21 protein-coding genes are annotated in these 22109 nt (G+C 42.9%); 13 read left to right on the top strand and 8 right to left on the bottom strand.

Features of this window, described 5'->3' with window-relative positions; translation table 11 throughout:
* Nucleotides 1–152 precede the first annotated feature (152 nt).
* The 8 genes from ppk1 to AC1DV1_RS09290 all read left to right on the top strand — a co-directional run bounded on the left by ppk1 (nt 153) and on the right by AC1DV1_RS09290 (nt 8213).
* Nucleotides 153–2204: a polyphosphate kinase 1 gene (ppk1, locus tag AC1DV1_RS09325; RefSeq protein ID WP_477357939.1), complete on the top strand. Its 2052-nt coding sequence runs from the start codon at nt 153–155 to the stop codon at nt 2202–2204.
* Entirely contained in the window at nt 2201–3079 is an 879-nt protein-coding gene (locus tag AC1DV1_RS09320) for a Ppx/GppA phosphatase family protein (protein ID WP_477357936.1), read from the top strand. The genes ppk1 and AC1DV1_RS09320 overlap by 4 nt, the downstream gene beginning before the upstream one ends.
* A gap of 182 nt (nt 3080–3261) precedes the next feature.
* On the top strand, nt 3262–3825 hold the full coding sequence (locus AC1DV1_RS09315) for a UbiX family flavin prenyltransferase (protein ID WP_477357933.1): 564 nt from the start codon (nt 3262–3264) through the stop codon (nt 3823–3825).
* 169 nt (nt 3826–3994) lie between these two features.
* Entirely contained in the window at nt 3995–4345 is a 351-nt protein-coding gene (locus AC1DV1_RS09310) for an NINE protein (protein WP_477357930.1), read from the top strand.
* Nucleotides 4346–4462: 117 nt separating this feature from the next.
* On the top strand, nt 4463–5782 hold the full coding sequence (gene mtaB / locus AC1DV1_RS09305) for a tRNA (N(6)-L-threonylcarbamoyladenosine(37)-C(2))-methylthiotransferase MtaB (protein WP_477357927.1): 1320 nt from the start codon (nt 4463–4465) through the stop codon (nt 5780–5782).
* Nucleotides 5783–5811: 29 nt separating this feature from the next.
* On the top strand, nt 5812–6978 hold the full coding sequence (locus AC1DV1_RS09300; protein ID WP_477357924.1) for a prolipoprotein diacylglyceryl transferase: 1167 nt from the start codon (nt 5812–5814) through the stop codon (nt 6976–6978).
* Entirely contained in the window at nt 6971–7456 is a 486-nt protein-coding gene (locus AC1DV1_RS09295; protein WP_477357921.1) for a GtrA family protein, read from the top strand. Before AC1DV1_RS09300 ends, AC1DV1_RS09295 begins: the two co-directional genes overlap by 8 nt.
* Nucleotides 7422–8213 carry an inositol monophosphatase family protein gene (locus AC1DV1_RS09290; RefSeq protein WP_477357918.1) on the top strand — a complete coding sequence of 264 codons (792 nt, stop codon included), beginning with the start codon at nt 7422–7424 and terminating at the stop codon, nt 8211–8213. The genes AC1DV1_RS09295 and AC1DV1_RS09290 overlap by 35 nt, the downstream gene beginning before the upstream one ends.
* Before the next feature lie 231 nt (nt 8214–8444).
* Here the strand turns inward: AC1DV1_RS09290 and AC1DV1_RS09285 are convergent, their stop codons facing one another.
* The 3 genes from AC1DV1_RS09285 to AC1DV1_RS09275 all read right to left on the bottom strand — a co-directional run bounded on the left by AC1DV1_RS09285 (nt 8445) and on the right by AC1DV1_RS09275 (nt 10311).
* Nucleotides 8445–8996 carry a NifU family protein gene (locus AC1DV1_RS09285; protein ID WP_147051710.1) on the bottom strand — a complete coding sequence of 184 codons (552 nt, stop codon included), beginning with the start codon at nt 8994–8996 and terminating at the stop codon, nt 8445–8447.
* Nucleotides 8997–9258: 262 nt separating this feature from the next.
* On the bottom strand, nt 9259–10044 hold the full coding sequence (gene xth, locus AC1DV1_RS09280) for an exodeoxyribonuclease III (RefSeq protein WP_477357915.1): 786 nt from the start codon (nt 10042–10044) through the stop codon (nt 9259–9261).
* Nucleotides 10045–10134: 90 nt separating this feature from the next.
* Nucleotides 10135–10311 (bottom strand): hypothetical protein, encoded by a 177-nt coding sequence (locus AC1DV1_RS09275; protein ID WP_477357912.1) that lies wholly within the window; start codon nt 10309–10311, stop codon nt 10135–10137.
* 417 nt (nt 10312–10728) lie between these two features.
* On the opposite strand from AC1DV1_RS09275, the gene AC1DV1_RS09270 reads away from it, so the two are divergent.
* The gene (locus AC1DV1_RS09270) at nt 10729–10947 is read left to right on the top strand and encodes a hypothetical protein (protein WP_477357909.1); all 219 of its coding nucleotides are present in this window, start codon (nt 10729–10731) and stop codon (nt 10945–10947) included.
* A 220-nt stretch (nt 10948–11167) separates the two neighbouring features.
* Here AC1DV1_RS09270 and AC1DV1_RS09265 read toward each other — a convergent pair whose 3' ends face one another.
* Entirely contained in the window at nt 11168–13048 is a 1881-nt protein-coding gene (locus AC1DV1_RS09265) for a gliding motility-associated C-terminal domain-containing protein (RefSeq protein WP_477357907.1), read from the bottom strand.
* A gap of 440 nt (nt 13049–13488) precedes the next feature.
* On the opposite strand from AC1DV1_RS09265, the gene AC1DV1_RS09260 reads away from it, so the two are divergent.
* Nucleotides 13489–16209 (top strand): outer membrane beta-barrel protein, encoded by a 2721-nt coding sequence (locus tag AC1DV1_RS09260; RefSeq protein WP_477357905.1) that lies wholly within the window; start codon nt 13489–13491, stop codon nt 16207–16209.
* 301 nt (nt 16210–16510) lie between these two features.
* Here the strand turns inward: AC1DV1_RS09260 and AC1DV1_RS09255 are convergent, their stop codons facing one another.
* From AC1DV1_RS09255 to AC1DV1_RS09245, 3 genes are read right to left on the bottom strand one after another with little or no spacing between them, the layout of a single operon-like run.
* Nucleotides 16511–16744 carry a hypothetical protein gene (locus tag AC1DV1_RS09255; RefSeq protein ID WP_477357902.1) on the bottom strand — a complete coding sequence of 78 codons (234 nt, stop codon included), beginning with the start codon at nt 16742–16744 and terminating at the stop codon, nt 16511–16513.
* A complete protein-coding gene (locus AC1DV1_RS09250; RefSeq protein ID WP_477357898.1) occupies nt 16708–17622 on the bottom strand; it encodes an IS3 family transposase in 915 nt (304 codons plus the stop codon). Before AC1DV1_RS09250 ends, AC1DV1_RS09255 begins: the two co-directional genes overlap by 37 nt.
* 2 nt (nt 17623–17624) lie before the next feature.
* Nucleotides 17625–18179 (bottom strand): hypothetical protein, encoded by a 555-nt coding sequence (locus tag AC1DV1_RS09245; protein ID WP_477357895.1) that lies wholly within the window; start codon nt 18177–18179, stop codon nt 17625–17627.
* Between the two features lie 133 nt (nt 18180–18312).
* On the opposite strand from AC1DV1_RS09245, the gene AC1DV1_RS09240 reads away from it, so the two are divergent.
* Genes AC1DV1_RS09240 through AC1DV1_RS09230 form a run of 3 tightly spaced genes read left to right on the top strand, consistent with a single transcriptional unit; the run spans nt 18313 to nt 20378 of the window.
* Nucleotides 18313–19293: an NAD-dependent epimerase/dehydratase family protein gene (locus AC1DV1_RS09240; protein WP_477357892.1), complete on the top strand. Its 981-nt coding sequence runs from the start codon at nt 18313–18315 to the stop codon at nt 19291–19293.
* A gap of 3 nt (nt 19294–19296) precedes the next feature.
* Nucleotides 19297–20091 (top strand): SDR family NAD(P)-dependent oxidoreductase, encoded by a 795-nt coding sequence (locus AC1DV1_RS09235; RefSeq protein ID WP_477357889.1) that lies wholly within the window; start codon nt 19297–19299, stop codon nt 20089–20091.
* The gene (locus AC1DV1_RS09230) at nt 20088–20378 is read left to right on the top strand and encodes a hypothetical protein (RefSeq protein ID WP_477357886.1); all 291 of its coding nucleotides are present in this window, start codon (nt 20088–20090) and stop codon (nt 20376–20378) included. The genes AC1DV1_RS09235 and AC1DV1_RS09230 overlap by 4 nt, the downstream gene beginning before the upstream one ends.
* Here the strand turns inward: AC1DV1_RS09230 and AC1DV1_RS09225 are convergent.
* A complete protein-coding gene (locus AC1DV1_RS09225) occupies nt 20375–22105 on the bottom strand; it encodes an LA_2272 family surface repeat-containing protein (protein WP_477357883.1) in 1731 nt (576 codons plus the stop codon). The two genes, AC1DV1_RS09230 and AC1DV1_RS09225, sit on opposite strands and share 4 nt — an antisense overlap.
* Between the last annotated feature and the right edge of the window lie 4 nt (nt 22106–22109).

The following is a 22109-nucleotide window of genomic DNA, read 5'->3' as shown; positions in this document are numbered from 1 at the left end:
TATTGTAAACATTTACACAGCGCCATTATCAATTTGTTTACATGGCACACTAAATAATAATCATTAAAAACAGGTTTTATGTAGATGAGTTAATATTAAATTAACAAATAAATAAGCAGTTTTGTACACGTGGCCTAAGGGGCACAAATTTTATGGATAAACAACCACCATTAATTAACAGGGAAATAAGCTGGTTATATTTTAACGACAGGGTTTTGCAGGAAGCTGCCGATCCAACTGTGCCTTTAATTGAGCGCGTACGCTTTTTGGCTATATTTTCATCAAACCTTGATGAGTTTTACAGGGTGCGGGTGGCTACCATGACACGGCTTGCCGCTTTAAACGAAAAATCGAAAGAAATATTAGGCTATAACCCTAAAAAGCTCCTTAACCAAATCAAGAACCTTGTTGTAAAGCAGGAGCGTAAGTTTAATAACCTGTATGAAAATATCATTGTTAAACAGCTTGCCGAAGAAAAGATATTTATCCTGAATGACAAACAGCTTAACGTAAGCCGGGGTGCCTTCGTTAAAAATTATTTCAGGGAAAAACTGCTGGCCACTTTGGTGCCTATCATGCTTGATGACAGCCTGCCGCTGCCAGAATTAAGAGATCGGGCGATTTACTTTTTTGTAAAGCTTACTAAAAATAAAAAAACACGTTACGCGCTTATTGAGTTCCCGGATACGCTATCAAGATTTGTTGTACTGCCCGAAACCAACAACCTGAAGTTTATTATCCTGCTGGATGATATTATCAGGTACAGCCTGGAAGATATATTTTTCATTTTTGAGCACGACAGCATCGAAGCATATTCCCTGCAGCTCACCCGCGACGCCGAACTTGACCTGGATAAAGAAGTGAGCGGCAAGTTTATAGATGCATTATCAAAAAGCCTTCAAAAGCGCAAAAAAGGTACCCCAATGCGCTTACTTTATGATACCGAGATGCCTATGGATATGTTAAAATACCTGGTAACCAAAATGGGGCTGCATGGCGAAAGCCTTATCCCCGGTAACAGGTATCATAACTTCAAGAATTTTATTTCGTTTCCCAACGTGGGCAGCCCCGATCTGGAGTTTGTTAAATACGCGGCTTTACCGGTAGAAGATTTGTCGTTTGGTAAAAGCTTGCTGGGCCTTATTGCAAAAAAGGACTATATGGTAAGCACACCATATCAATCATATGACTACATCATCCACTTTTTGCGCGAAGCTGCTATCGATCCAAAGGTTAAAGAGATCAGCATAGCGGTTTACCGCCTTGCCGAAAATTCAAGAATTGTACACGCGTTGGTAAATGCAGCCAAAAATGGTAAAAAGGTGAACTGTTTGGTTGAATTGCGGGCAAGGTTTGATGAACAGAACAATATATTTTGGAGCAACAGGCTGGAAGAAGAGGGTGTGAATGTGTTGTACGGTATAGCAGGCTACAAAGTACACTCGAAGATATGCCTGGTTAGCCGCCTGGAAAAACAAAAGATTGTGCACTATGCCTGTTTATCAACCGGCAACTTTAACGAAAAAACCGCCAGGATATATGCCGATCATACTTTGTTTACCGCAAACAAAAAAATAACCGACGATTTGGATATAGTGTTTAAAGCGCTCAAAAGGAATACCTTACCCAAGGGACTAAAAACATTGATTGTATCGCCAATTGATTCCAGGCCGGCTATTTATAAACTGATAGATAACGAGATAAAAAACGCTAAGGCAGGTAAAAAGACCTACATGATCCTGAAGATGAACAGCCTTGCCGATGAAGGGCTTATCAGTAAACTTTACCAGGCAAGTAACGCGGGTGTTAAAATAAAAATGATCATCAGGGGTATGTGTTGCCTTGTGCCGGGAGTGAAAGGTTTTAGCGAAAATATTGAGGTAATAAGTATCGTGGATAAGTACCTGGAGCATGCACGCGTGCACATTTACTGTAATGGAGGGGACGAGCTGATCTATCTTACTTCGGCCGATTTTATGAGCCGTAATATTGATACCCGGGTTGAGGTTGGCTTCCCGATTTTAGACGAACGGCTAAAAAAGGAAGTTAAAGATATGATCAATATTCAATTGCAGGATAATACCAAGGCACGCGAAATAAACAGTGCAAATAGTAATAAATACCACAAAACCAACGCGGCCGAATCGCACAGGGCTCAAATAGAAATATACAATTACCTGAAAACTAAAAACAAACAAAGTTGAGATACGCAGCTATAGATATTGGTTCAAATGCAGTAAGACTGCTGATTGCCGATATTATTGAAAATCATGGTTCCTTTTCATTCAAAAAAAATACATTGATCCGGGTGCCGCTGCGCCTGGGCGACGATGCTTTTATCCAACATAACATTTCTGATAAAAAAGCTGCCGACCTGGTAAAATCAATGAGCGCTTTCCGCAACCTGATGGATGTTTATAAGGTAACCCATTACCTGGCCTATGCCACATCGGCCATGCGCGAAGCTACCAACGGCGAGGATGTTGTTAAACTGATTAAGGAACAAGCCAATATCGACCTTGAGATTATCCATGGCTCCAAAGAAGCAAAGGTGATTTACGCCAGCCATGCCGAGCAAACCATTGATAAAAGCAAAAGTTATTTATACATTGATGTTGGCGGCGGCAGTACCGAACTTTCGTTGTTTTCGGCAGGAGAGTTAATGGCCTCCAAATCGTTCAATATAGGCACTATCCGCATTCTGGATAACCAGGATACCGAAGAAACCTGGGATGAAATGAAGGAGTTTATTCGCGAACATACGCGGGGCTATAAGCAGTTGTTAGGTATAGGTACGGGTGGCAATATCAACAAGTTGCACCGTTTGGCCGAAGAAGGCGATGAGGTACCTATGGCTTTTACCAAGCTAAAATCGTTGTATACTTACCTTAATTCTTTTTCGCTTAAAGATCGTATTAATGTGCTTGGCTTAAACCAGGATAGGGCAGATGTTATAATCCCGGCCTGCGAGATTTATTTGACAGTTATGAAAAATGCGGGGATAAAACAAATATATGTGCCCCGTGTGGGTATGGTTGATGGTATTATCCAAACGCTGATAGATCTGAATTTGTCTTAACAAAAAAACTTAACAAAAAAATAACGTAAAAATATTTTTACAAATTTGCTTTATAATATAAAAACAGTTAGTACATTTGTAGTGCCCTCTCAAGGGCATGTTTTTCATAGGTAGATGTAGGGTCGGGTACTTGTATTCGACCCTTTTTTGTGCCCGTTTTTTTGGATTGTTGGAGAGAAGTAATGAAGAAGAAGATAGTAGTTGCCATCACAGGCGCCAGCGGCGCTATTTATGCCCACCTTTTGTTAAAAAAGTTAAACCAGCTGAAAGATCAAATAGCCGAAGTTGCCGTTGTGATGTCGGATAACGCCAAAGACGTATGGCGTTTTGAGTTGGGAAACGATGATTACAGCAAGCAAGACTTTAAATTTTACGCCAAAAACGATTTCATGGCGCCATTTGCCTCCGGGTCGGCAAAGTTTGATACCATGGTAATTGTGCCATGTTCTATGGGTACGCTCGGCCGGATAGCTGGCGGGATATCAGACGATTTGATAAGCCGCGCCGCCGATGTGGTTTTGAAAGAGCGCCGCAAACTCATCCTTGTTGCCCGCGATACGCCGTTGAGCCTTATCCACATCCGTAATATGGCAACTGTTACCGAGGCGGGGGGCATTATTTGCCCGGCCATACCATCGTACTACAGCAAACCGCAAACTATAGAAGAACTGGCTATGACGGTAGTTAACCGGGTTATTGACCTGATGGGATTGGAGAATGAAAGTTATGAGTGGAAAGGGATATAATTATTGCTTAAGGTTTATCGGTTGTTGTTTAATGATATTAATAATTTAATATTGATGTCGATACCCATAGCGGGTGCGTGTCTGACCTGAATTATGTTGGATGTTTTGTACACATTAGGAAAATGTTTACCTTAGTTATGCCAAAAGTAAACTCCGGTTCGCCCGAATAATGAAATCTAAGTCGACTGCATACATTTTATGTTTTTTTTTAGGTGTACTGGGCGTGCACAAGTTTTATCTCAATAAAACAGGCGTTGGTATACTTTATTTTTTCACACTTGGCCTGGCTGGCATCGGTTGGATTATCGATTTGTTTACCCTGGGCAGTCAGGTTGATGCCTGTAACGCATTGGTTAAACGTAGCCGCGGTGCAAAACATGTTCTAAATACCCCCGATTATAGTAGTGCTGCAACGCAACGGAGTTTATCCGAACAATTACACGAACTTCATATGCTTAAAGAAAAAGGTATAATAAGCGAAGAAGAATACGCCAGGCAAAAGAGCAAAGTATTGGCGTAAGCTGCTTTTAATTGTGCTTACTATCGGGAGAGTTAGCTATAAATAATTAACCCCAAAGTAAAATCACTAATTCAATAACTCAGTAATTCACTAATTGCTTATCTTTGCGCCCTTGCAATGAATAAGAAAGTCGCTTTTTACACTCTTGGCTGTAAGCTTAATTACTCGGAAACCTCGTCAATAGGCCGGATGTTTACCCAGGCCGGTTACGATACGGTTGAGTTTTCAAACACGCCCGACGTTTTTGTGATCAATACTTGCTCGGTAACCGAAAACGCCGACAAGAAGTGTAAAAAGATAGTTAAAGAAGCGCTCAAGATTTCCCCGAATGCTTACGTAACCATTGTAGGTTGCTATGCCCAGTTAAAGCCACAGGAAATTGCCGAAATTCCCGGCGTTGACATGGTACTTGGCGCTGCCGAAAAATTCCAGATCATTGATCATATTACCGACCTTACCAAAAAGCCCAAAGCAGTTGTTTACAACCAACCTGTGAGCGAGGCCAACCAGTTTGTGCCGGCATATTCATTTGGCGACCGTACCCGTACGTTCCTGAAAGTTCAGGATGGCTGCGACTATTCCTGTACCTTTTGCACCATCCCCCTGGCCCGCGGTGCCAGCAGGAGCGACACCATTGCCAACGTAATTGAACAGGCTAAACAGATAAGTGCTTCGGGCGTAAAAGAAATAGTACTTACAGGTGTTAACCTGGGCGATTTCGGGATCCGCAACGGGCAACGGGAGGATAAGTTTTTTGACCTGGTTAAAGCCCTCGACGAGGTAGAAGGGATAGACAGGATCCGCATTTCCTCTATCGAACCAAACCTGCTTACCGACGAGATCATCGCTTTTGTGGCTACTTCAAGACGGTTTGTTCCCCATTTTCACATCCCGCTTCAGTCTGGTTCCGACAAGATACTCGGCCTGATGCGCCGTCGCTATAAACGCGATTTGTATGTAAACCGCGTAGCCAAAATAAAAGAACTGATGCCCGATTGCTGTATTGGGGTTGATGTTATTGTAGGTTTCCCCGGCGAAACACGTGAGGATTTTATTGATACCTATAATTTTTTAAACGATCTGAACGTTTCATACCTGCACGTATTTACTTACTCCGAAAGGGAAAATACCCTGGCCGCCGAAATGAAAGGCGTAGTACCTGGTTCAGCCCGGGCGGATAGAAGTAAAATGCTGCATATATTGTCTGAAAAGAAACGCCGGGCTTTTTACGAAACCCAGTTAGGCAAAACCGATGAGGTTTTATTTGAGGGTGATATTAAAGACGGTTTTATGCATGGCTTTACCCGCAACTATGTAAAGGTAAAAGCCAAATACGATCCTATATTGGTAAACGAATTGAAAAAGGTTTGCTTAACAAATATTTCACCGGATGGTGATGTCGAAATAACAGAAGGTGAAGAAATATTAGTTCATTAAAACGCTATCTTCGCTTCAAATTACAACCTATGTTTCCAACCATAACATCGCTTCTGCAATATCTTTTCGGTTTTAATTTCCCGTTGCCTATACAAACATTTGGTTTTTTTGTAGCTATAGCTTTTATGGCAGCATACTGGGCCTTTGTTCAGGAATTTAAACGGAAAGAGAAGCTGGGGATTCTTCATTCATCAAAAAGAACGGTACTGGTTGGGCAACCTGCTTCGGCAGCCGAATTGGCCGGTAATGCTGTATTTGGTTTCATTTTAGGTTATAAATTAATCGACTCGGCATTAAATTACCATGCACTTTTAGATGATACACAGGGTTTCCTGCTGTCATTAAGAGGCAATTGGATAGGTGGTATTATAGGTGCCGCAGCTTTTGCTTACTGGGCGTATTACGAAAGCGAAAAGCAAAAATTAGCCAAACCCGAAAACAGGGAAGTAACCGTACACCCGTACGAAATGATGGGCAGCATTTTGTTGTGGGCTGCCATATTTGGCTTTGCAGGCGCCAAGTTATTTAATGCCCTTGAAAACTGGGGCGATTTTATGAAAGACCCGGTTGGCATGCTAATAGGTTTTAGCGGCCTTACTTTTTATGGTGGCCTTATTTGCGGTGGCGCGGCCGTGTTATATATTGCCAATAAAAATGGCGTTAAGCCTTTAGATATGCTGGATATTGGTGGCCCGGGTATGATGCTGGCTTATGCATTAGGCCGTGTTGGCTGCCAAATGTCGGGCGATGGCGATTGGGGGGTGGTAAACCTTGCGCCGAAACCGGGCTGGCTGAGCTGGGCGCCTGATTGGGTATGGTCTTTTAAATTCCCGCACAATGTTAATGACGAGGGTGTTCCCCTGGCAAATTGCATAGGTAAATTTTGTCACGAACTGCAATACCCTGTATACCCAACATCGTTATATGAATGCATCATTTGCCTGTTACTGTTTGCGTTCCTGTGGAGTATCCGCAAACGGATAAAAAATTCAGGCGTTCTGTTTGGTATTTATATGATATTAGCCGGTGTTGAACGGTTTTTTATCGAACTGATCCGTGTAAATACAAAATATCAGGTGGCTGGTATTCGCTTTACCCAAGCCGAAATGATCTCGTTGATTATGGTTATTGGTGGTGCTGTGTTAATTACAAATGGTTTAAAAAATAAAAAAACAGCTACGTTACAGCATGGCTAATAAAAAACAGGCTCATAAGCTGTTAAATAACCAGGTATTCAGGTTTGTGCTTTCGGCTGGTGCCGGTTTTGTTGTGGATATCTCTGCTTTTTATCTTTTTTATCATAACCTGTTAGCCAGGCATACTTACCTTATCGGTTCATACACTTTCCGTAATTCTACTTTATCGTTAGCCATCTCGTTTTTGCTTGGGGTAATTGTCAATTTTGCCATTACCCGCGCGCTTGTTTTTACCGAGTCAAAATCATCTGGTTATAAACAGTTTTTTCGTTTTATAGCTGTTGCCTGTGTTGGTTTTTTCGCCAACCTTGGGCTAATAAAAATATTGATCCAGGTTTTTGGTATCTACGCTCCCGTAGCGCGTATAGGTGCAGCTTTGAGCTTGTTTTTTGCAAGCTTTTTTATTCACAAGGTTTTTTCATTCAGCTTATCATTACGTAAACATGCAACTGCAAAACATAACGCAACAAGTAATTGAAATAGCCAAACAGGCAGGCGAATTTATCAGACAGGAACGCAAAGCGTTCGACCCCGATAAAATTGAATACAAAGGCCTTAATGATATGGTGTCATACGTTGACCAAACTGCCGAACGGATCATTGTTGAAGGCTTAAAAAAAGTACTGCCCGAATCTGGTTTCATCACCGAAGAAAAAACTACTACCATAGTGGGCGACCGATATAACTGGATTATCGACCCGCTGGATGGCACCACCAATTTTATTCATGGCGTGCCTGCTTATTCGGTAAGTATAGCACTAAAGGAATATGATGAACTGGTGGCCGGAGTTGTGTACGAGATAAACCAGGACGAATGTTTTTACGCTTGGAAAGATGCGCCGGCTTATCTGAATGGCCGAGAAATCCAGGTAAGCAAAAACACTACGGTAAGTACAAGTCTTATCGCTACAGGTTTCCCTTATTATGATTTTAGCAAGCAGGCCCAATATATCGAACTATTTACCGAATTGATGAAAAGCAGCCACGGCCTGCGCCGCATTGGTTCGGCAGCTGTCGACCTGGTTTACACCGCCTGCGGTCGCTTTGATGCTTTTTACGAATACAACCTGAACGCCTGGGATGTAGCCGCCGGAATTGTAATTGTAAAACAGGCAGGTGGCGATATAGTAAACTTTAAAGGTGGAAGTGAAGTGTTGGAAACAAGAGAATTACTTGCTACAAACAGTAAGATAACAGGGGAGATGCTGACTGCGATCCAAAAATATTTCAAGTAACGCTGATTTCATACACACCAATTTCACGAATTGAATCGAATTTTACTATTTTTTTAGGAATTAAAATTTGGTGAATGATCGGGTTTTGATTGATTAGTAATCTGATACGTGGAAATAAAGAGGCCCAAATCTGAATTTTATCAGATATGGGCCTTGCTTTTTATTATATACTAATTCGTCAAATCCACCACGATTAGTGAAATTCGATTCAATTAGCGCAATTCGGGTGCATTATAGCGCTTCAGATACCACTTCAGTAACTTCGGGAACCATGCGTTTAAGCAGGTTTTCGATGCCGGCTTTAAGCGTTATAGTAGACGAGGGGCAACCGCTGCATGAACCGCGAAGCTCGACAGTTACCACACCTTCATTAAATGAACGGTAGGAAATAGCGCCGCCATCCTGCTCAACAGCCGGGCGAACATAATCATGCAATATCTGCTGAATTTTAACCTCTGTTTCAGATCCTTCAAAGTTTGTTTCCTCAGACTGCTCTTCTAATTGGATCTTCAACTCCGATTCAACCGCGCCCTTTACAAACTCTTTCATAATAGGTTCAACGTCGGCCCAGTCGCTTTCATCGGTTTTAGTGATGGTAACGAAGTTGCTGGCGAAGAAAACACCATTTACAAACGAAAATTTATATAATTCCTTAGCGAAGGGTGATTTATCGGCGCTTTCTTTAGTAGCGAAATCGGCGCTGCCATTAATCAGCAACTTGTTCACAATGAACTTCATTGTTGCCGGGTTTGGCGTTGATTCGGTATATACGTTGATATTCATCGAAAATTCTATTTAGATTAATTAAACAAATTTAATCACCTTTTTGGTTTAATTACAATACTAAAATTGTTATGACGGGGAAATGATAGATATGCAGTACCCCAGGCGTCATTACGGGTAACTACGCGTGTTGCCGGAAAAAATAGTAATGACACTTTTGTTGATTACATAGTTGATGAAGATTAGCCTTGCAAAAAAAGCGAGCTACTTACCCGTTTAAACCCTGCGCCCCTCCCGCAGCTCTCTTGCTACCTGATACTCACTACTTGGTACTATCTTCAATTTCTATCCATACCGGGCAATGGTCGCTGGTTTTTTCCCAGCCGCGCACGTTGCGGTCAACACCGGCTGCCTGCAGGCGGTCGGCTACGTGGGGGCTTAGCAGGAAATGGTCAATCCGTAGGCCGGCGTTGCGGCCATAGGCGTTGCGAAAATAATCAAAAAAGGTATAGATCACCTCGGTTGGGTATAGTTTGCGGATGGCGTCTGTCCAGCCCTGGTCCACAAGGTTTTTGAAGGCCAGGCGCACTTCAGGGCGAAAGAGGGCATCGTCCAACCAGCGTTCGGGTTTGTAAACGTCCAGTTCGGTGGGCATCACGTTATAGTCGCCGGTAATTATAGTAGGTATTCCATGCGCCAGCAGGCCCGAGGCGTGGCTGGTAAGGCGTTCAAACCAGCGCAGCTTATAATCCAGTTTGGGGCCCGGAGCTGGGTTGCCGTTAGGCAGGTACAGGCAGCCGATGACTATGCCATTTATAAACGCTTCAATGTAGCGGCTATGCTCGTCGTCGGGGTCGCCGGGCAGGCCTTTGCGCAGTTCTTTAATCTCGTAGTTATTACGGGCCAGGATGGCTACGCCGTTCCAGCTTTTTTGCCCATGCCATATGGCGTTGTAGCCAGCGTTGGTAATGGCCTCCAGCGGGAATTTATCCTGCGGAGCTTTTAACTCCTGCAGGCAAACTACATCGGGCGCGGTTTCGGCAAGCCAGCGCAGCAGCACCGGCAGGCGACCGTTTACGCCATTAACATTATAGGTGGCAATTTTCATGTAGTTAAAAATTGAATATTTGTGTAAAAAGTTAACGAAAATTAAGCCATAATTATTCAAAAACTGAATTTACCTGCACAAAAATTGCAACTATGAGAATAAGCCATGCGTAATCTCTTCAACTTCCGAATCGCCGTAGAAAAATATGGTTAAGCCGCGTGGGCCATCGGTGATGGTAAGGATGTCCTCGCGTTTGATATCGTTTTCGTTAATGAAACGCGCCAGCCGGTCTGGGGTGCTAAAAGAGTCGGTTTTTACGATGATCATAGTGGTATGTTTTTACTAAGATAGAAAAGTGGCAGGTTTTGTTACAGGCGGGYGGATTGAAAAACAAGGTGTCTCCGGGTGTATGATGGATACCTGGTTAATATATAAGGATTTGATTGCCAATTGTTTGTGAAATTAAAAAAAAACATTATAGCACTTAAATATCTTATAATCAGTTATTTGTATTATTCCCCCGAACACCCGAACACCCGAACGCCCCACAAAAAACCGAACGCCCGTACGCAAATATTTTTTTGGCAATTACAGGTTATGGTGCAACCTTTTGCCAAAAGCATGCGTCACATAACATAACGCTTATGTATTATTAAATAATTTAATATATAATACAACGTTTATATAGGTATTTATACAAAACATGCTATCCGCACCGAAAAATAACCAATAGCCCCGAATTATATGGAAGATCATATTTGGATGCTTGTTACCAAAAAAATGGCAAATGAGGCTACCGGGGAGGAGTTAGATGAATTAGACAGCTTGCTTAAACAAAATCCGATTGCCCATAATTCGTTGAAATTGCTTTTTGATTGGTGGGATACTGATGATGAGCCGGCCGAAGACAATACCCATTTGCAGTTTAAAAAAATATTGGCACGGATAAGTTATAAAAAGTAAAAAACAAGGTGCAATTACCACTTGTTACTTTTTCATCAGCTCTATAATCAACAAACCGACTACGATATTGGCATTTTGCCTGAAATATTTTTAATACTATACACAATCGGATGATGGTAATACAATTATCGCTCAAAAAAATTGGTTTACCCAAAAAACTTTGCTGAAAACATGATTAACGGTATCTGTTTGGGGCATTTACAGAAGCTTAGGTATTGGGTTACAATACAATAAGCAACCAACCCGATAATACCGTCCCGTTTTTTAAATCGATGCGGTAATAGTAAGTACCGGTGGGTAGTTTGTTGCCTTTGCTGCTGCCATCCCAGGCTTTTGAATAGCCTTTGCACTCAAAAACCAGGTTGCCGTAACGCCCAAAAACCTGTGTTGTCGATGCCGGGTAAGTATCCAGCGCTTCAATTTTCCAGGTATCATTATTGCCGTCGTTATTGGGGCTAAAACAGTTTGGTATAATTACCTTTTTGTAAACGCTTATAAAAACCTGGTCGGTTTTCTCAACACCACAGGGCGCACCGGATGTTACATGCAATGTATACGTGATATCGCCGATGGGGGATGCTATGGGGCTAAGTAAATAGGGGTTGTCCAGGTAATCGGCAGGCGTCCAGTAATACGTTACATTATCGCCGGTTGCTTTGCCATTTAGTTGTGTTGTTTGCCCCAGGGTAATGTGTTTATCAGGGCCGGCATCGGCCACCGGGTCTTTTATCACTGTAACAATAACGCTATCAGTTGCTGTGCAGCCGTTGCTGGTTACCGTTACGGTGTATTTGGTGGTCGTATCCGGGTGCGCAAACGGATTGGCTATAGTGGCGTCAGATAGTCCGGTTGCCGGCGTCCATTGGTATTTTGTGCCGCCCGTTGCCTGCAAAGCAATACCGTTGCCCTGGCAAACAGCTACCCCGGCACCTGCATACGCGTTTATTTTAGGGTTTGGTACAACATTAACACTATCAGTTGATGAACAATCGCCGGTGGTAACAGTAACCTTATAATAACCCGCCTTTACGTCTGCCGCCATTACAACCGGGTTTTGCTGGCCGGATGTAAAGCCGCCGGGCCCTGTCCAACTGTAACTACTGCCTTCGGAGGCAAAAAGCATCAGGTTATCGTTGTAGCAAACGGGTGTCGAAGCGGTGGCTATAGCCCGTGGCGGCTGTTTAACTGTAAGCGTAATTGGCTGCGATACTACCCGGCACTGGCTGGAATTGATGTTGATAGCTTCGGCGCTGGTAAGCCTGTACTGGTAAGTGCCGGCTGCTACAGGTTGGGTAGCCTGGTATGATAAGGTGCTGGCCCCAGGTACGGCTTCCCAACTGCTGCCGTTATTAATTTGCCATTGGTAGGCAGGGTTGGTGTAATTGAAACCGCTTGAGAGCGTGGCATTTAAGCTAAAAGTTTTATTGCCGCCTTCGCAAGCTGTAAGCATGATGTTTTGGGCATCAAACGCCGGAGTTAGTGTAGGGCCATAGGGGCTAAAGGTGATATCATCCAGCGCGATATCATTGCCATAGCCGCCACCGGCATTGTTGGTCATTTTCAGGATAATATCGCCGCCTGTGGCAGGTGTTGTAAACGTAATACTGTATTGTTGCCAGCCCAGTCCGTTCGGTATGGGGCCGGTATTATAAGTTTTAACGCCATCATTGGTGGCCACCGAAAAGGTAATGTCGGGTTTAATACCATCAAATTGCATTAGGTTTAATAAATAAGCGCTAAAGCGATATGTAGTGTTGGGGCAAAGATCCCTGATCCGTTGGTTAAAGAAATCGCCGGGAAACTCGTTGGCACCGGCTACCATCATGTAACCTCCGGGATTACCGGTATGGTCGCCGGTTACCAGCCAGGCGCCGGTGTACATACCCTGGGTCGAGTTTGCTATCGTATAAGTACCGTCGGCCGGGGTGCCTGCAAAATAACTATAGGTGGTAGTATAATCGCTGTTGTTGATTTTAGGGCCAATTGTACTGTTGCCCGATCCAAAATCAATAGTAAAAATAGGATCGCCTACCTGGGCATACGCACTTAGCGTAATAAATGCAAACAGAAAAACAAAAACCAGCAAGGTATATAGTTTCATGTATTTGAAAGCAATAAGGCCTGGATTTATGCAGGATTATTGGTTGGTAATTGGCAAATGGTAAAGCTATCAAAGCATGTATTCAATTAAAATGGATAAAACTTAACATTTGATGGATAATACTTTTAAAGTATATCCGTTTACCTGTTTTGTAAAATATAAAATATTACCTAAGCATCTTTATTATGAATCGCAAAATCCAGCACCGCTTATTTATTAGCAGTATTATCCATTATAATATGCAGATAGTCCATTTTTAGGATGCATTATCGCTCATATTTTTGGATGAGCTGTTAACTGACCTCATTTTTTTATATATCCATCAGGATAGCAAATATCCTTTTATCAATACATCGCCTGCTTTTATGAAGTAAACTCCTGCCCGTTATAAAAAAAACTGCCACAAGCCTTCAATCTACCTTATTACACCTTACACATCCATGCGCTACCTTCTTATCCTATTATTCCTTTTTACCGGTATATCCATTTCTTTTGCCCAAAAACATGTAACTATTAAGGGCCACGTTGTCGATTCGTTAAACAGAAAATCCCTTGAATTAAGTACCGTGGCCGCGGTTGATTTAAAAGATACATCGCTTATAGCTTATACGCTAAGCAAAAAAAACGGCGAGTTTGAACTAAGCAACCTCCCGTCGGGAAAAAAAATCAAACTGGTGATATCATACACAGGCCACAAAAGTTTTATCAAGGCTTTAACTTTTCAAAAAAACGAGGTGGTTGATCTTGGCGAAATTGCGCTGAGCAATAAAATGTTGGATGAGGTAGTAATCAAGGCCGAGCGTTTGCCCATCACCATTAAAAAAGACACCATTGAGTTTAGTGCCGAGGCTTTTAAAACCCGGCCCAACGCAGTGGTAGAGGAGTTACTCAAGAAACTACCCGGCGTGCAGGTTAACGGCGACGGCACCATAACCGTGAATGGCAAAAGTGTAAGTAAAGTACTGATAGATGGCAAACAGTTTTTTGGCAGTGATATTAAAATTGCCACTAAAAACCTGGATGCAGCCATAGTAGGTTCGATACAGGTTTATGATGACAGGGAGAACGACCCCGACCACCTGATTAGTGATACCAAAGTACAAAAGGTGATTAACCTGAAACTGAAAAAAGCCATAAAGCGCAGTACGTTTGGTAAAGGTTTTGCCGGCGCAGGCACGCGCGACAGGTATGAAAGCGGCGGCTTGTTTAACATGTTCAGGGATACCTTACAGGTAAGCCTCATCGGCTTAAGCAATAACCTTAACCGTACCGCTTTTTCAAATGATGAATTGTATTCGCAGGGCGGGTTTGATAGGAGCGGCGGCAATAACCTTTATAACGGCACTGTGAATACCGGTGGCCAAAACTGGGGCGGAGGTATCGAAAAAATAACATCGGGTGGATTCAATATCAATACCGACTATGGCAAAAAGCTAAAATTGAACCTGCTATATTTTTACAGCCAAAAAAACAATACGTCACAAAACCAGGCGCACGTGCAGAAGTTCCTGGGCGATACTACGCTTAATACCACATCAACTAATGATAACCGGTCAAACAATTACTCGCATTCCATAACCGGCCTGGTTGATTGGAATCCGGATACGCTTAATACCATCCACTATTCGCCTAAGCTTGTTTTTAAACGCGATAATTCGTCAAATAGCTCTTTTTCTGATAATTATAACAATTTTGAAGGTCATTTAAATACCAATGGAGGCAGTTCAAGCAACAAAAGCCATGGCACAGATTTTCAGCAGGACTTTTATTATAACAAGCGACTGAAAGGAAAAAAGGGAGCATCTATAAATATAGGCCATAACCTGCAGTACAGCCCCAGCCAATCGCAAAGCCTGAGTAAAACAAACCTCAATTCATTTGTATCAAGCCTTAAATCGGATACCTTAAACCGGCAGGGCAACGGGAAAAACTCCAATTTCTCGGCGGGTTTAAATGGGAGTATCAGGTACCCGTTTACCAAAAAATTGATTGTTGATGTTACCACATCGGGCAATTATAGCCGGTCGCGCGAAGAGAATGCTGTTTTTGATTTTAATAAAACTACCCAGGTTTATGATATTTACCTGCTTAGCCAAAGTACCAACCTTAAACGTAATTTATTTACCGAGGATGTTAAGCCCGGTATTACCTACCAGTTTACCAAGGAGATATCGCTTATCGCGGGCTTATCATTTAACTGGCAGCAGGCCGAAAATAAATTTGCTGTCGCGACAAATTATCACAACTACCTCTTTTTCCTGCCGACTATAAGAATGGAGCTCGGGTCTTTTTCTGTTGGTTACAACCGCTCGGCCAGTTTGCCATATTTATCTGCCTTACAACCGCAAACTATCGTTTATAGCCCGTTATACAGCTTTACAGGCAATCCCAATTTAAAGCCGACTATTAACGATAATGTCAATATCAATTTTAATAAGTACTTCCAGGCATCGCAGGTTAATATTTATAGTTATGCCAGTTTCAGTACAGAGCAGGATGCCATTGTGCAAACACAAATAAGCGTAGCCAATGGCGCGCAGGCCACCAATTTTGTAAATCGCGATGGGCAGTTTAGCGTAAATGGATCAATGGGGATGTACAAACAGTTTAAAAAGATGGGTAAATGGACGCTGAACACAAATACCTCGGTTTATGGATTTTACCGGCGAAATATTAACATTATTAACGGGGTAGATGGATGGCAAAAGTATTTTTCGCTCGGTTTTAACCAAAATTTCAATATAAACTGGAACGATAAGATAGAGCTTAATGCTGGCGGCGGCTATCGCCCGGTATATACTTCCTATAATTATGGCGACCATAAAAAAGTGTTTACCGATAACTACAGCATGCAAAACAACCTGGTGGTGCGCTGGCCAAAAAAGATAGTGTGGGAAACTAAACAGGAATTTAACTATAACTCGCAGGTGAGCAATGGCTTTCAAAAAAGTGTTAACGTGATAAGTAGCTCGGTAGCCCTTCAGTTCCTGAAAAAAGACAGGGGCGAGATAAAAGTGACCGGTTATGATTTGTTTAACCAAAACACCAGCGTATATCGCTTTACCGGTAATAACACCATTTACGATGTACAGAACAATACGCTGAAGCGCTATTTTTTATTGACGTTAACCTACAAGTTCAATACCCTGAGTACAAAATAGCCAGGCAAGGCAAACGCATCAACATAGTTAATGGAATGAGGTTATGGCGTCGGGAAGATATAAGTATCAAACGACACTTTGTTTTTATTGGTGGATCCTGGTTAAATGATCCGGTTACCGAAGGGACTTTTATTGGCCAACAACAGGCACAAGTATTAGGATACAACTAAATTTTTCGATTAGTTTCATGTTAACCATGTTAAAATATAAAATATTGATTATCAAATATTTATAAATATATTATCTAAAATGTGTTAAGTTATGTTAACCCAATTAGATGCGTTGACCCGTCCTGAAATAGCTATACAGATTTGTGAGTTAATCCTGTAAACACTATACAGGTTCTTTTTTTAAAGATAAAGTTAAATAACTTGTTGTTTGTTTGTCGTGTTGGAATGTGGGAAACTCCTTCAGTTTTCCATATTTCAACACGTTTTTCTTTTTTTGCTTCTTTTTTTCTTTTTGCTGAACCTCCTCTTTTTGTTGATAACTCATCTGTCAGGCGGGAATGGCCAGCGGCTTTTCCTTCTCCCATTTGCCCGGGTATTCCTTCCAGCGTTTTTTCAGTACATCACCTTGTTCATGCGCCTGGCAAGGCGTCAGGTAGTCACAGCTTCCATGGGGCCTCAATTCGTTGTATGCCTTAATACTGCCATCGATCTTTTTATAAGTCTGCTCAAAGTTAACCGGGCTGATGTACAGGTTGAATTCCCCCTTGATGATGCCATTCATTCGTTCGGCCAGTGCATTCTCATACGGGTCACCCCGTTCAGTCATACTGATGGAAATAGTTTCGCTCCCAAGCAATTCCACATAATCCTTAGAGCAGTACTGAGACCCTCTGTCAGAATGATGGGTAAGGGTTTGCCCGCTGTAACTGCGGACATCCAGGGCCATCTGTAAGGCCGATATAGGCCCCAGCGCCAGCATATCCAGGCGGAAACAATAACCCATGATCTTACGTGAAAATGCATCTGTTATCAGTGACAGGTAGCCCCATTGGTTTTGCACCCGAATGTAAGTTATATCGCTTACCCAAAGTTCCTCCGGCCGTATAATATGCATTTCCTTTACCAGGTTGGCGTACTTATGCATCCAGTGCCGGGAATCGGTGGTGATTGCTTTTCGTTTACGCTGCCTGATCAGCAGCTTAGGAGCGTCAAGCAAGTCAAACAGGTAGTCCCTGCCGATTTCTATATGATGAGAAGCCAGTTGCGGCTTAAGCAGATAAAGCATCTTTCTTGTCCCTAACCGGGGTAAAGGCTTCCTTATTTCATGAACAAGCTGCAGGATAATTTCCTCCTTGATAGAGTCATCTTGGTTTCTCCATAAGTGATCATAGTGCGCATGGCGGGTTTTGCCAAACAGTCCGCATAGAAACTCCCAGCTTAAATGGGCGTAGTCCTGCTTCATTATCATGACTGCCTGGCCCCAGCTTTTTTTCTTATCTTGATCTTAAACTGATCCTCCGCTACATCAATAAGGGTATTTAAGGCACTGATCTTTAGCTGTGCATATTCCAAAGCCTTTTTTAAAGCTTCCTTTTCCGGGTCCGGCACACCAGACTGCACTTCAACTTTATCCTTCATCTCAAACGGATCATGGACCGCAAGTTCCGCATTTTCTTTCAACGAGGCCTTAAGCCATTTATTTAGCGTTTCTCCACTTAGTCCGTATGACTTCCTCGCTGCATAAGGTTTCAGAATGCCTTGCTCAACCTGGCGGACAACGGATCTTTTTTCTATGTCGCTTAAATGATATCCCCGCTGTTTTTCCTGGTACTCTTTCGAGCCGTGGTCGCGCATCCATTTACTCAGAGATGCCCGCGACATGCCATACTGATAGGTTATCACGCTCCGCGGGGTCCCTGATTCTATCGATTTTATGATCTCATCCCGTAGGCTGCTTTCAAAGTGACATCGAGTAGTAAGGCGAATCTGACTCGCTTTTTGTTCCGATTCTTCTTTCATACACTTTCTTTTAGTGTATAGTTATTTCAGGACGAGTCAAGCTTTCCTGTTTGTATGCCGCTTGTTTTTCGAAACATACCCAATTTTTCATAATCAACATAGGGGTAAACCTTAATACCGTTGTATAACGGTTATGAAAATATTAGTTACCGGCGCTACCGGCTTTATTGGCCGCCAGCTTACATTAGCGCTTGCTCAAAAAGGTTTTGATGTGAAAGCCTTATGCCGAAATACGGCGCATCCCTTCCTGCTCAAACATAAAAACATTGAGCCCGTTAAAGGGGATATACTCGATGCTGCCGGTTTGCTTAATGCCATGCAGGGTTGTAGCCAGGTTTATCATACTGCAGCCCTGGCCAAAATGTGGAGCCGCAATCCCGATGATTTTCATGTAACCAATGTTACCGGCACACATAATGTGTTGGAAGCGGCCGCTAACGCAGGCATTCAAAAAATAGTTTATACCTCAACCTGCGGTGTATGGGGCCCAACGCTAAAATACCCGCTAAGCGAGAACGAGCCCCGGATAGTTGGTTTTCCGATAGCCTACGAGCGTACCAAATACCTGGCCGAGCTGGAAGTACAGCAATTTGTAAAGCAAGGTTTGGATGTGGTTACCGTAAATCCATCGCGCGTATTTGGCGAAGGGCCGGTAACCGATAGTAATACCGTTGGCAAAATGGTTTACGGCTATTTAAAAGGTAATTGGCGCATTATACCCGGCAACGGGCAGCAGGTGGCTAATTATGCTTTTTTAGATGATGTAGTAGGCGGTCACATGGCTGCGATGGAAAACGGTATTGCCGGCAACCGTTATATTTTGGGTGGCGAGGATATTAGCTTCAATCAATTTTTTAGTACGCTCACGGCTGTATCTGGCAAGCACCGCCGCATGCTCAATATTCCGCAGCGCGCTATTAAAGTTTATAGCAGGGTAGAGTGGCTGAAAGCCAGGCTTACCGGTTTGCCTCCGGTGTTTCTGCCCGAGTTTGCCGACAGGTTAAAATTCGACCAAAAGTATAGCAGCCAAAAAGCTGTTGATCAGTTGGGCTATCAAATAACCCCTTTTTATGAAGGGATGCAGCGCACCGTTAACTATTTAAAGGTAAACTAAGCCATGACGCAATTAACCGCCATAATTACCGGCGCCAGCGAAGGCCTGGGCAAATCATTTGCCATTGAGCTGGCCCGGCGTAATATTAATTTATTGCTGGTAGCGCTGCCCGGCTCGGGCCTTGGCAATTTGGCTGCCTACATCCGTAAAAACTTTGATGTGCATGCCCATCACCTGGAAATGGATTTGACCAACGTAGAAAATTACCCCAAGATATTTAGCTACCTGCAGGAAAGAGGTATTACCGCCAACCTGCTCATCAACAATGCGGGGCTGGGCAATTGGTCGTGGTTTGAAGAGAAGGAGATAGCTTTTTATAAAATGCAGATAGAGCTTAATGTAGTAACGCCGGTATTGCTTACCCGTTTGTTTTTAAAGCAGGCCGATGGTAAAGTAACATCTTACATTTTAAATGTGGGTAGCCTTGGCGGCTTGTTTGTAGTACCAAAAAAGCAGGTTTATGGCGCCACTAAATCATTTATCCGTTATTTTACAAAATGTTTGCAGCTGGAGTTATCCGGCTCAAATGTAAGCATCAGCTTACTTAGCCCCGGTGGCATTAATACCAAACCAGAATTGCTGGTGCTTAATAATAAATTAAAAGGTGTATCAAGGGCCACCATCCTGGAAGCCGAGGATGTGGCGCGTATTGCTATTGATGGCCTGTTAAAAGGAAAAAAAGAGATTATCCCCGGCGTAATTAATAAAATGATGTTTATTTTAGATAGTATTTTACCTGGATTTTTAAAACAAGCTATTATTCAAAGCCGTTTAAAAGTCATCCTTAAAAATCAATGATCATAGCCCTGCACGCATATCGCCCTATTAAACAACTTTGTCGTTATTGCCGGATCAGCAGTAGCGGCTTCAGGTTGCTTGATGAAGAAACAGTGGCATTTATCTCCGGTATTTTTCGCGGTATCACATTTGAGTTTCACAGCGATTACTGTGACGTAAAGATTGGGCATATGCATACCAGTTTAGATTTGGCCGGAGATTTTTCGACAGATGTTTTGATTGGTTTTTTGACAAAACATAATGTACTCAGGGCAGGCGAGCTGGATAACCAGGCGTATATGGCTTAAAAGAAGTTAAACCCGGCATTCCAGCCCAGCCACCAGGAATGATGCTGGTTTGCGCTGAAATTGTGCTGCAGGTTTTGCGCCAAGCCGTAGTCTTTAACCGCATTTTCCTGGTCCGAGTAGTAAAAATTCAGGGAGGGGCCACCAAATAATGATGCTTTTTTGCCCAGTTTAAGGTTCAGATTAGCATCAAGCCGTTGCAGCAGGTTGGTATAGCGCCAGTTTCCTTCATACAGGTAACGACTGCTAATTTCGGGGTTAAAAGTAAGGTGTTTGCCCATGTCAAGTACTGTACCCAGTCCCATTCCCATGCCGTATATCTTACTGTTTTGGTTAATCCTTATGCCTCCGGTGTAAACCGTATAAAAATTATTGCTGCCGGTTTTTATGGCTATGTTGGCATTCAACGTTTCGCTTGATGACAAAGTTAATTTGTTATACCCATTGCGGATATAGTTGATAAGCCCAAAACTGAACCCCGATGAGGTATCGGCCACATTAATCAATCCTAACTGAACGCCCCTTAGTTTTTTGGCAAAATTGAAAAAACCAAATTGCACGCCCTCAAATTTTTGCTGCGCTATATTGCCCACGCCTATCTGCAGGCCGCTTACGTTTTTGCCGGCAATATTGCCCAATAGCGCTACCTGTAAACCAGAAACCTTACCCCGCACATGGTTGTAAGTGCTTAATTGCACGCCCGATAAGTCGCGCTTAATGCTGTTGTGTAAAAATGTAAACTGAAAGCCTTCTACACTGCCCAAAACATTGTTGTACAAGCCGCTTAACTGCACGCCGCTAACGTTACCGCCAACCACATTAAAAGCGCCTGCCACCTGTACGCTTTGTACATCGCCTTTATCAAGGTTAAATATAATGCCCATTTCGGCACCACGTACCCCGGCACTGTAGCCGCCTATAGCGTTTATAGATACAATATTGATAATTTGGCCGTTTAAGGCGCCATGTGTGCTTACATTGGGTATAGCCGACGCCTGGAACGGTGCATTAGCCACCAGGCCGCGCAAATTGGCTGCCTGTATTTGTTGTTTTGTTGACAGCAGCAAACGGCCCAGCCCTGTTTTGGTTATATCGTCGTTGCTATCATTGGCTATATAGCTAAACAGGCCACTATCCGGCCGGCTTGTAATTTGTACATCGTTTAAAAATGTGATGGTTGTATCTTTATAAAGTTCTTTACTGATGGTTAACCGAACCGGCCGGCCTTCATTTTTCAGGTGCAACTCAAAGTAACCGTTCTGGTCGGTCATGGCCGATTGCAGCAGGCTTTTTTCGTATACACTTGCGTTAGGTAGTTTTTTTCCGGTTTGCTCGTCGGCAACAAAACCGGTTATAATGTATTCCCTGTTTTCGGTATTTGATTTTTCGGTAGTTAAGCCAAGTTGCAGGGGGGCGTAACGCAGGATGATAAAGCCTTTGGCATCCTTGTATTCAAAACGCTTCATCAACATCTGGTCAAGCACCTCTTTAACGGTCCAGTTATCGGCATCAAGGCTTACCAGGCTATCGGCTTTTATCAGGTTGCTGTTATATGAAAAGTAAAAGCTACCCTTATCTTCCATCGTTTTAAAAACCATGCCCAGGCGCTGTTTTTTTACGTGAATGGTGATATTACGGGCTAGATTAACCTGCGCCGCTGCATGGTTATGCAGGCTGGCGAAAAACGCGACCGTAAAAAAGACTAAAAGCACCCGGTTTAAATAATACATAGTA

Source organism: Mucilaginibacter sp. P4_D1 (assembly GCF_056401935.1).
This window is presented reverse-complemented; position numbering and strand designations above follow the sequence as displayed.

Bases quoted from the DNA above. Each gene is read 5' to 3' on its own strand.
- ppk1 (WP_477357939.1), top strand. From the start codon at position 153: ATGGATAAACAACCACCATTAATTAACAGGGAAATAAGCTGGTTATAT.
- AC1DV1_RS09315 (WP_477357933.1), top strand. From the start codon at position 3,262: ATGAAGAAGAAGATAGTAGTTGCCATCACAGGCGCCAGCGGCGCTATT.
- AC1DV1_RS09310 (WP_477357930.1), top strand. From the start codon at position 3,995: ATGAAATCTAAGTCGACTGCATACATTTTATGTTTTTTTTTAGGTGTA.
- mtaB (WP_477357927.1), top strand. From the start codon at position 4,463: ATGAATAAGAAAGTCGCTTTTTACACTCTTGGCTGTAAGCTTAATTAC.
- AC1DV1_RS09300 (WP_477357924.1), top strand. From the start codon at position 5,812: ATGTTTCCAACCATAACATCGCTTCTGCAATATCTTTTCGGTTTTAAT.
- AC1DV1_RS09295 (WP_477357921.1), top strand. From the start codon at position 6,971: ATGGCTAATAAAAAACAGGCTCATAAGCTGTTAAATAACCAGGTATTC.
- AC1DV1_RS09290 (WP_477357918.1), top strand. From the start codon at position 7,422: ATGCAACTGCAAAACATAACGCAACAAGTAATTGAAATAGCCAAACAG.
- AC1DV1_RS09285 (WP_147051710.1), bottom strand. From the start codon at position 8,996: ATGAATATCAACGTATATACCGAATCAACGCCAAACCCGGCAACAATG.
- xth (WP_477357915.1), bottom strand. From the start codon at position 10,044: ATGAAAATTGCCACCTATAATGTTAATGGCGTAAACGGTCGCCTGCCG.
- AC1DV1_RS09275 (WP_477357912.1), bottom strand. From the start codon at position 10,311: ATGATCATCGTAAAAACCGACTCTTTTAGCACCCCAGACCGGCTGGCG.
- AC1DV1_RS09270 (WP_477357909.1), top strand. From the start codon at position 10,729: ATGGAAGATCATATTTGGATGCTTGTTACCAAAAAAATGGCAAATGAG.
- AC1DV1_RS09265 (WP_477357907.1), bottom strand. From the start codon at position 13,048: ATGAAACTATATACCTTGCTGGTTTTTGTTTTTCTGTTTGCATTTATT.
- AC1DV1_RS09260 (WP_477357905.1), top strand. From the start codon at position 13,489: ATGCGCTACCTTCTTATCCTATTATTCCTTTTTACCGGTATATCCATT.
- AC1DV1_RS09255 (WP_477357902.1), bottom strand. From the start codon at position 16,744: ATGGGAGAAGGAAAAGCCGCTGGCCATTCCCGCCTGACAGATGAGTTA.
- AC1DV1_RS09250 (WP_477357898.1), bottom strand. From the start codon at position 17,622: ATGAAGCAGGACTACGCCCATTTAAGCTGGGAGTTTCTATGCGGACTG.
- AC1DV1_RS09245 (WP_477357895.1), bottom strand. From the start codon at position 18,179: ATGAAAGAAGAATCGGAACAAAAAGCGAGTCAGATTCGCCTTACTACT.
- AC1DV1_RS09240 (WP_477357892.1), top strand. From the start codon at position 18,313: ATGAAAATATTAGTTACCGGCGCTACCGGCTTTATTGGCCGCCAGCTT.
- AC1DV1_RS09235 (WP_477357889.1), top strand. From the start codon at position 19,297: ATGACGCAATTAACCGCCATAATTACCGGCGCCAGCGAAGGCCTGGGC.
- AC1DV1_RS09230 (WP_477357886.1), top strand. From the start codon at position 20,088: ATGATCATAGCCCTGCACGCATATCGCCCTATTAAACAACTTTGTCGT.
- AC1DV1_RS09225 (WP_477357883.1), bottom strand. From the start codon at position 22,105: ATGTATTATTTAAACCGGGTGCTTTTAGTCTTTTTTACGGTCGCGTTT.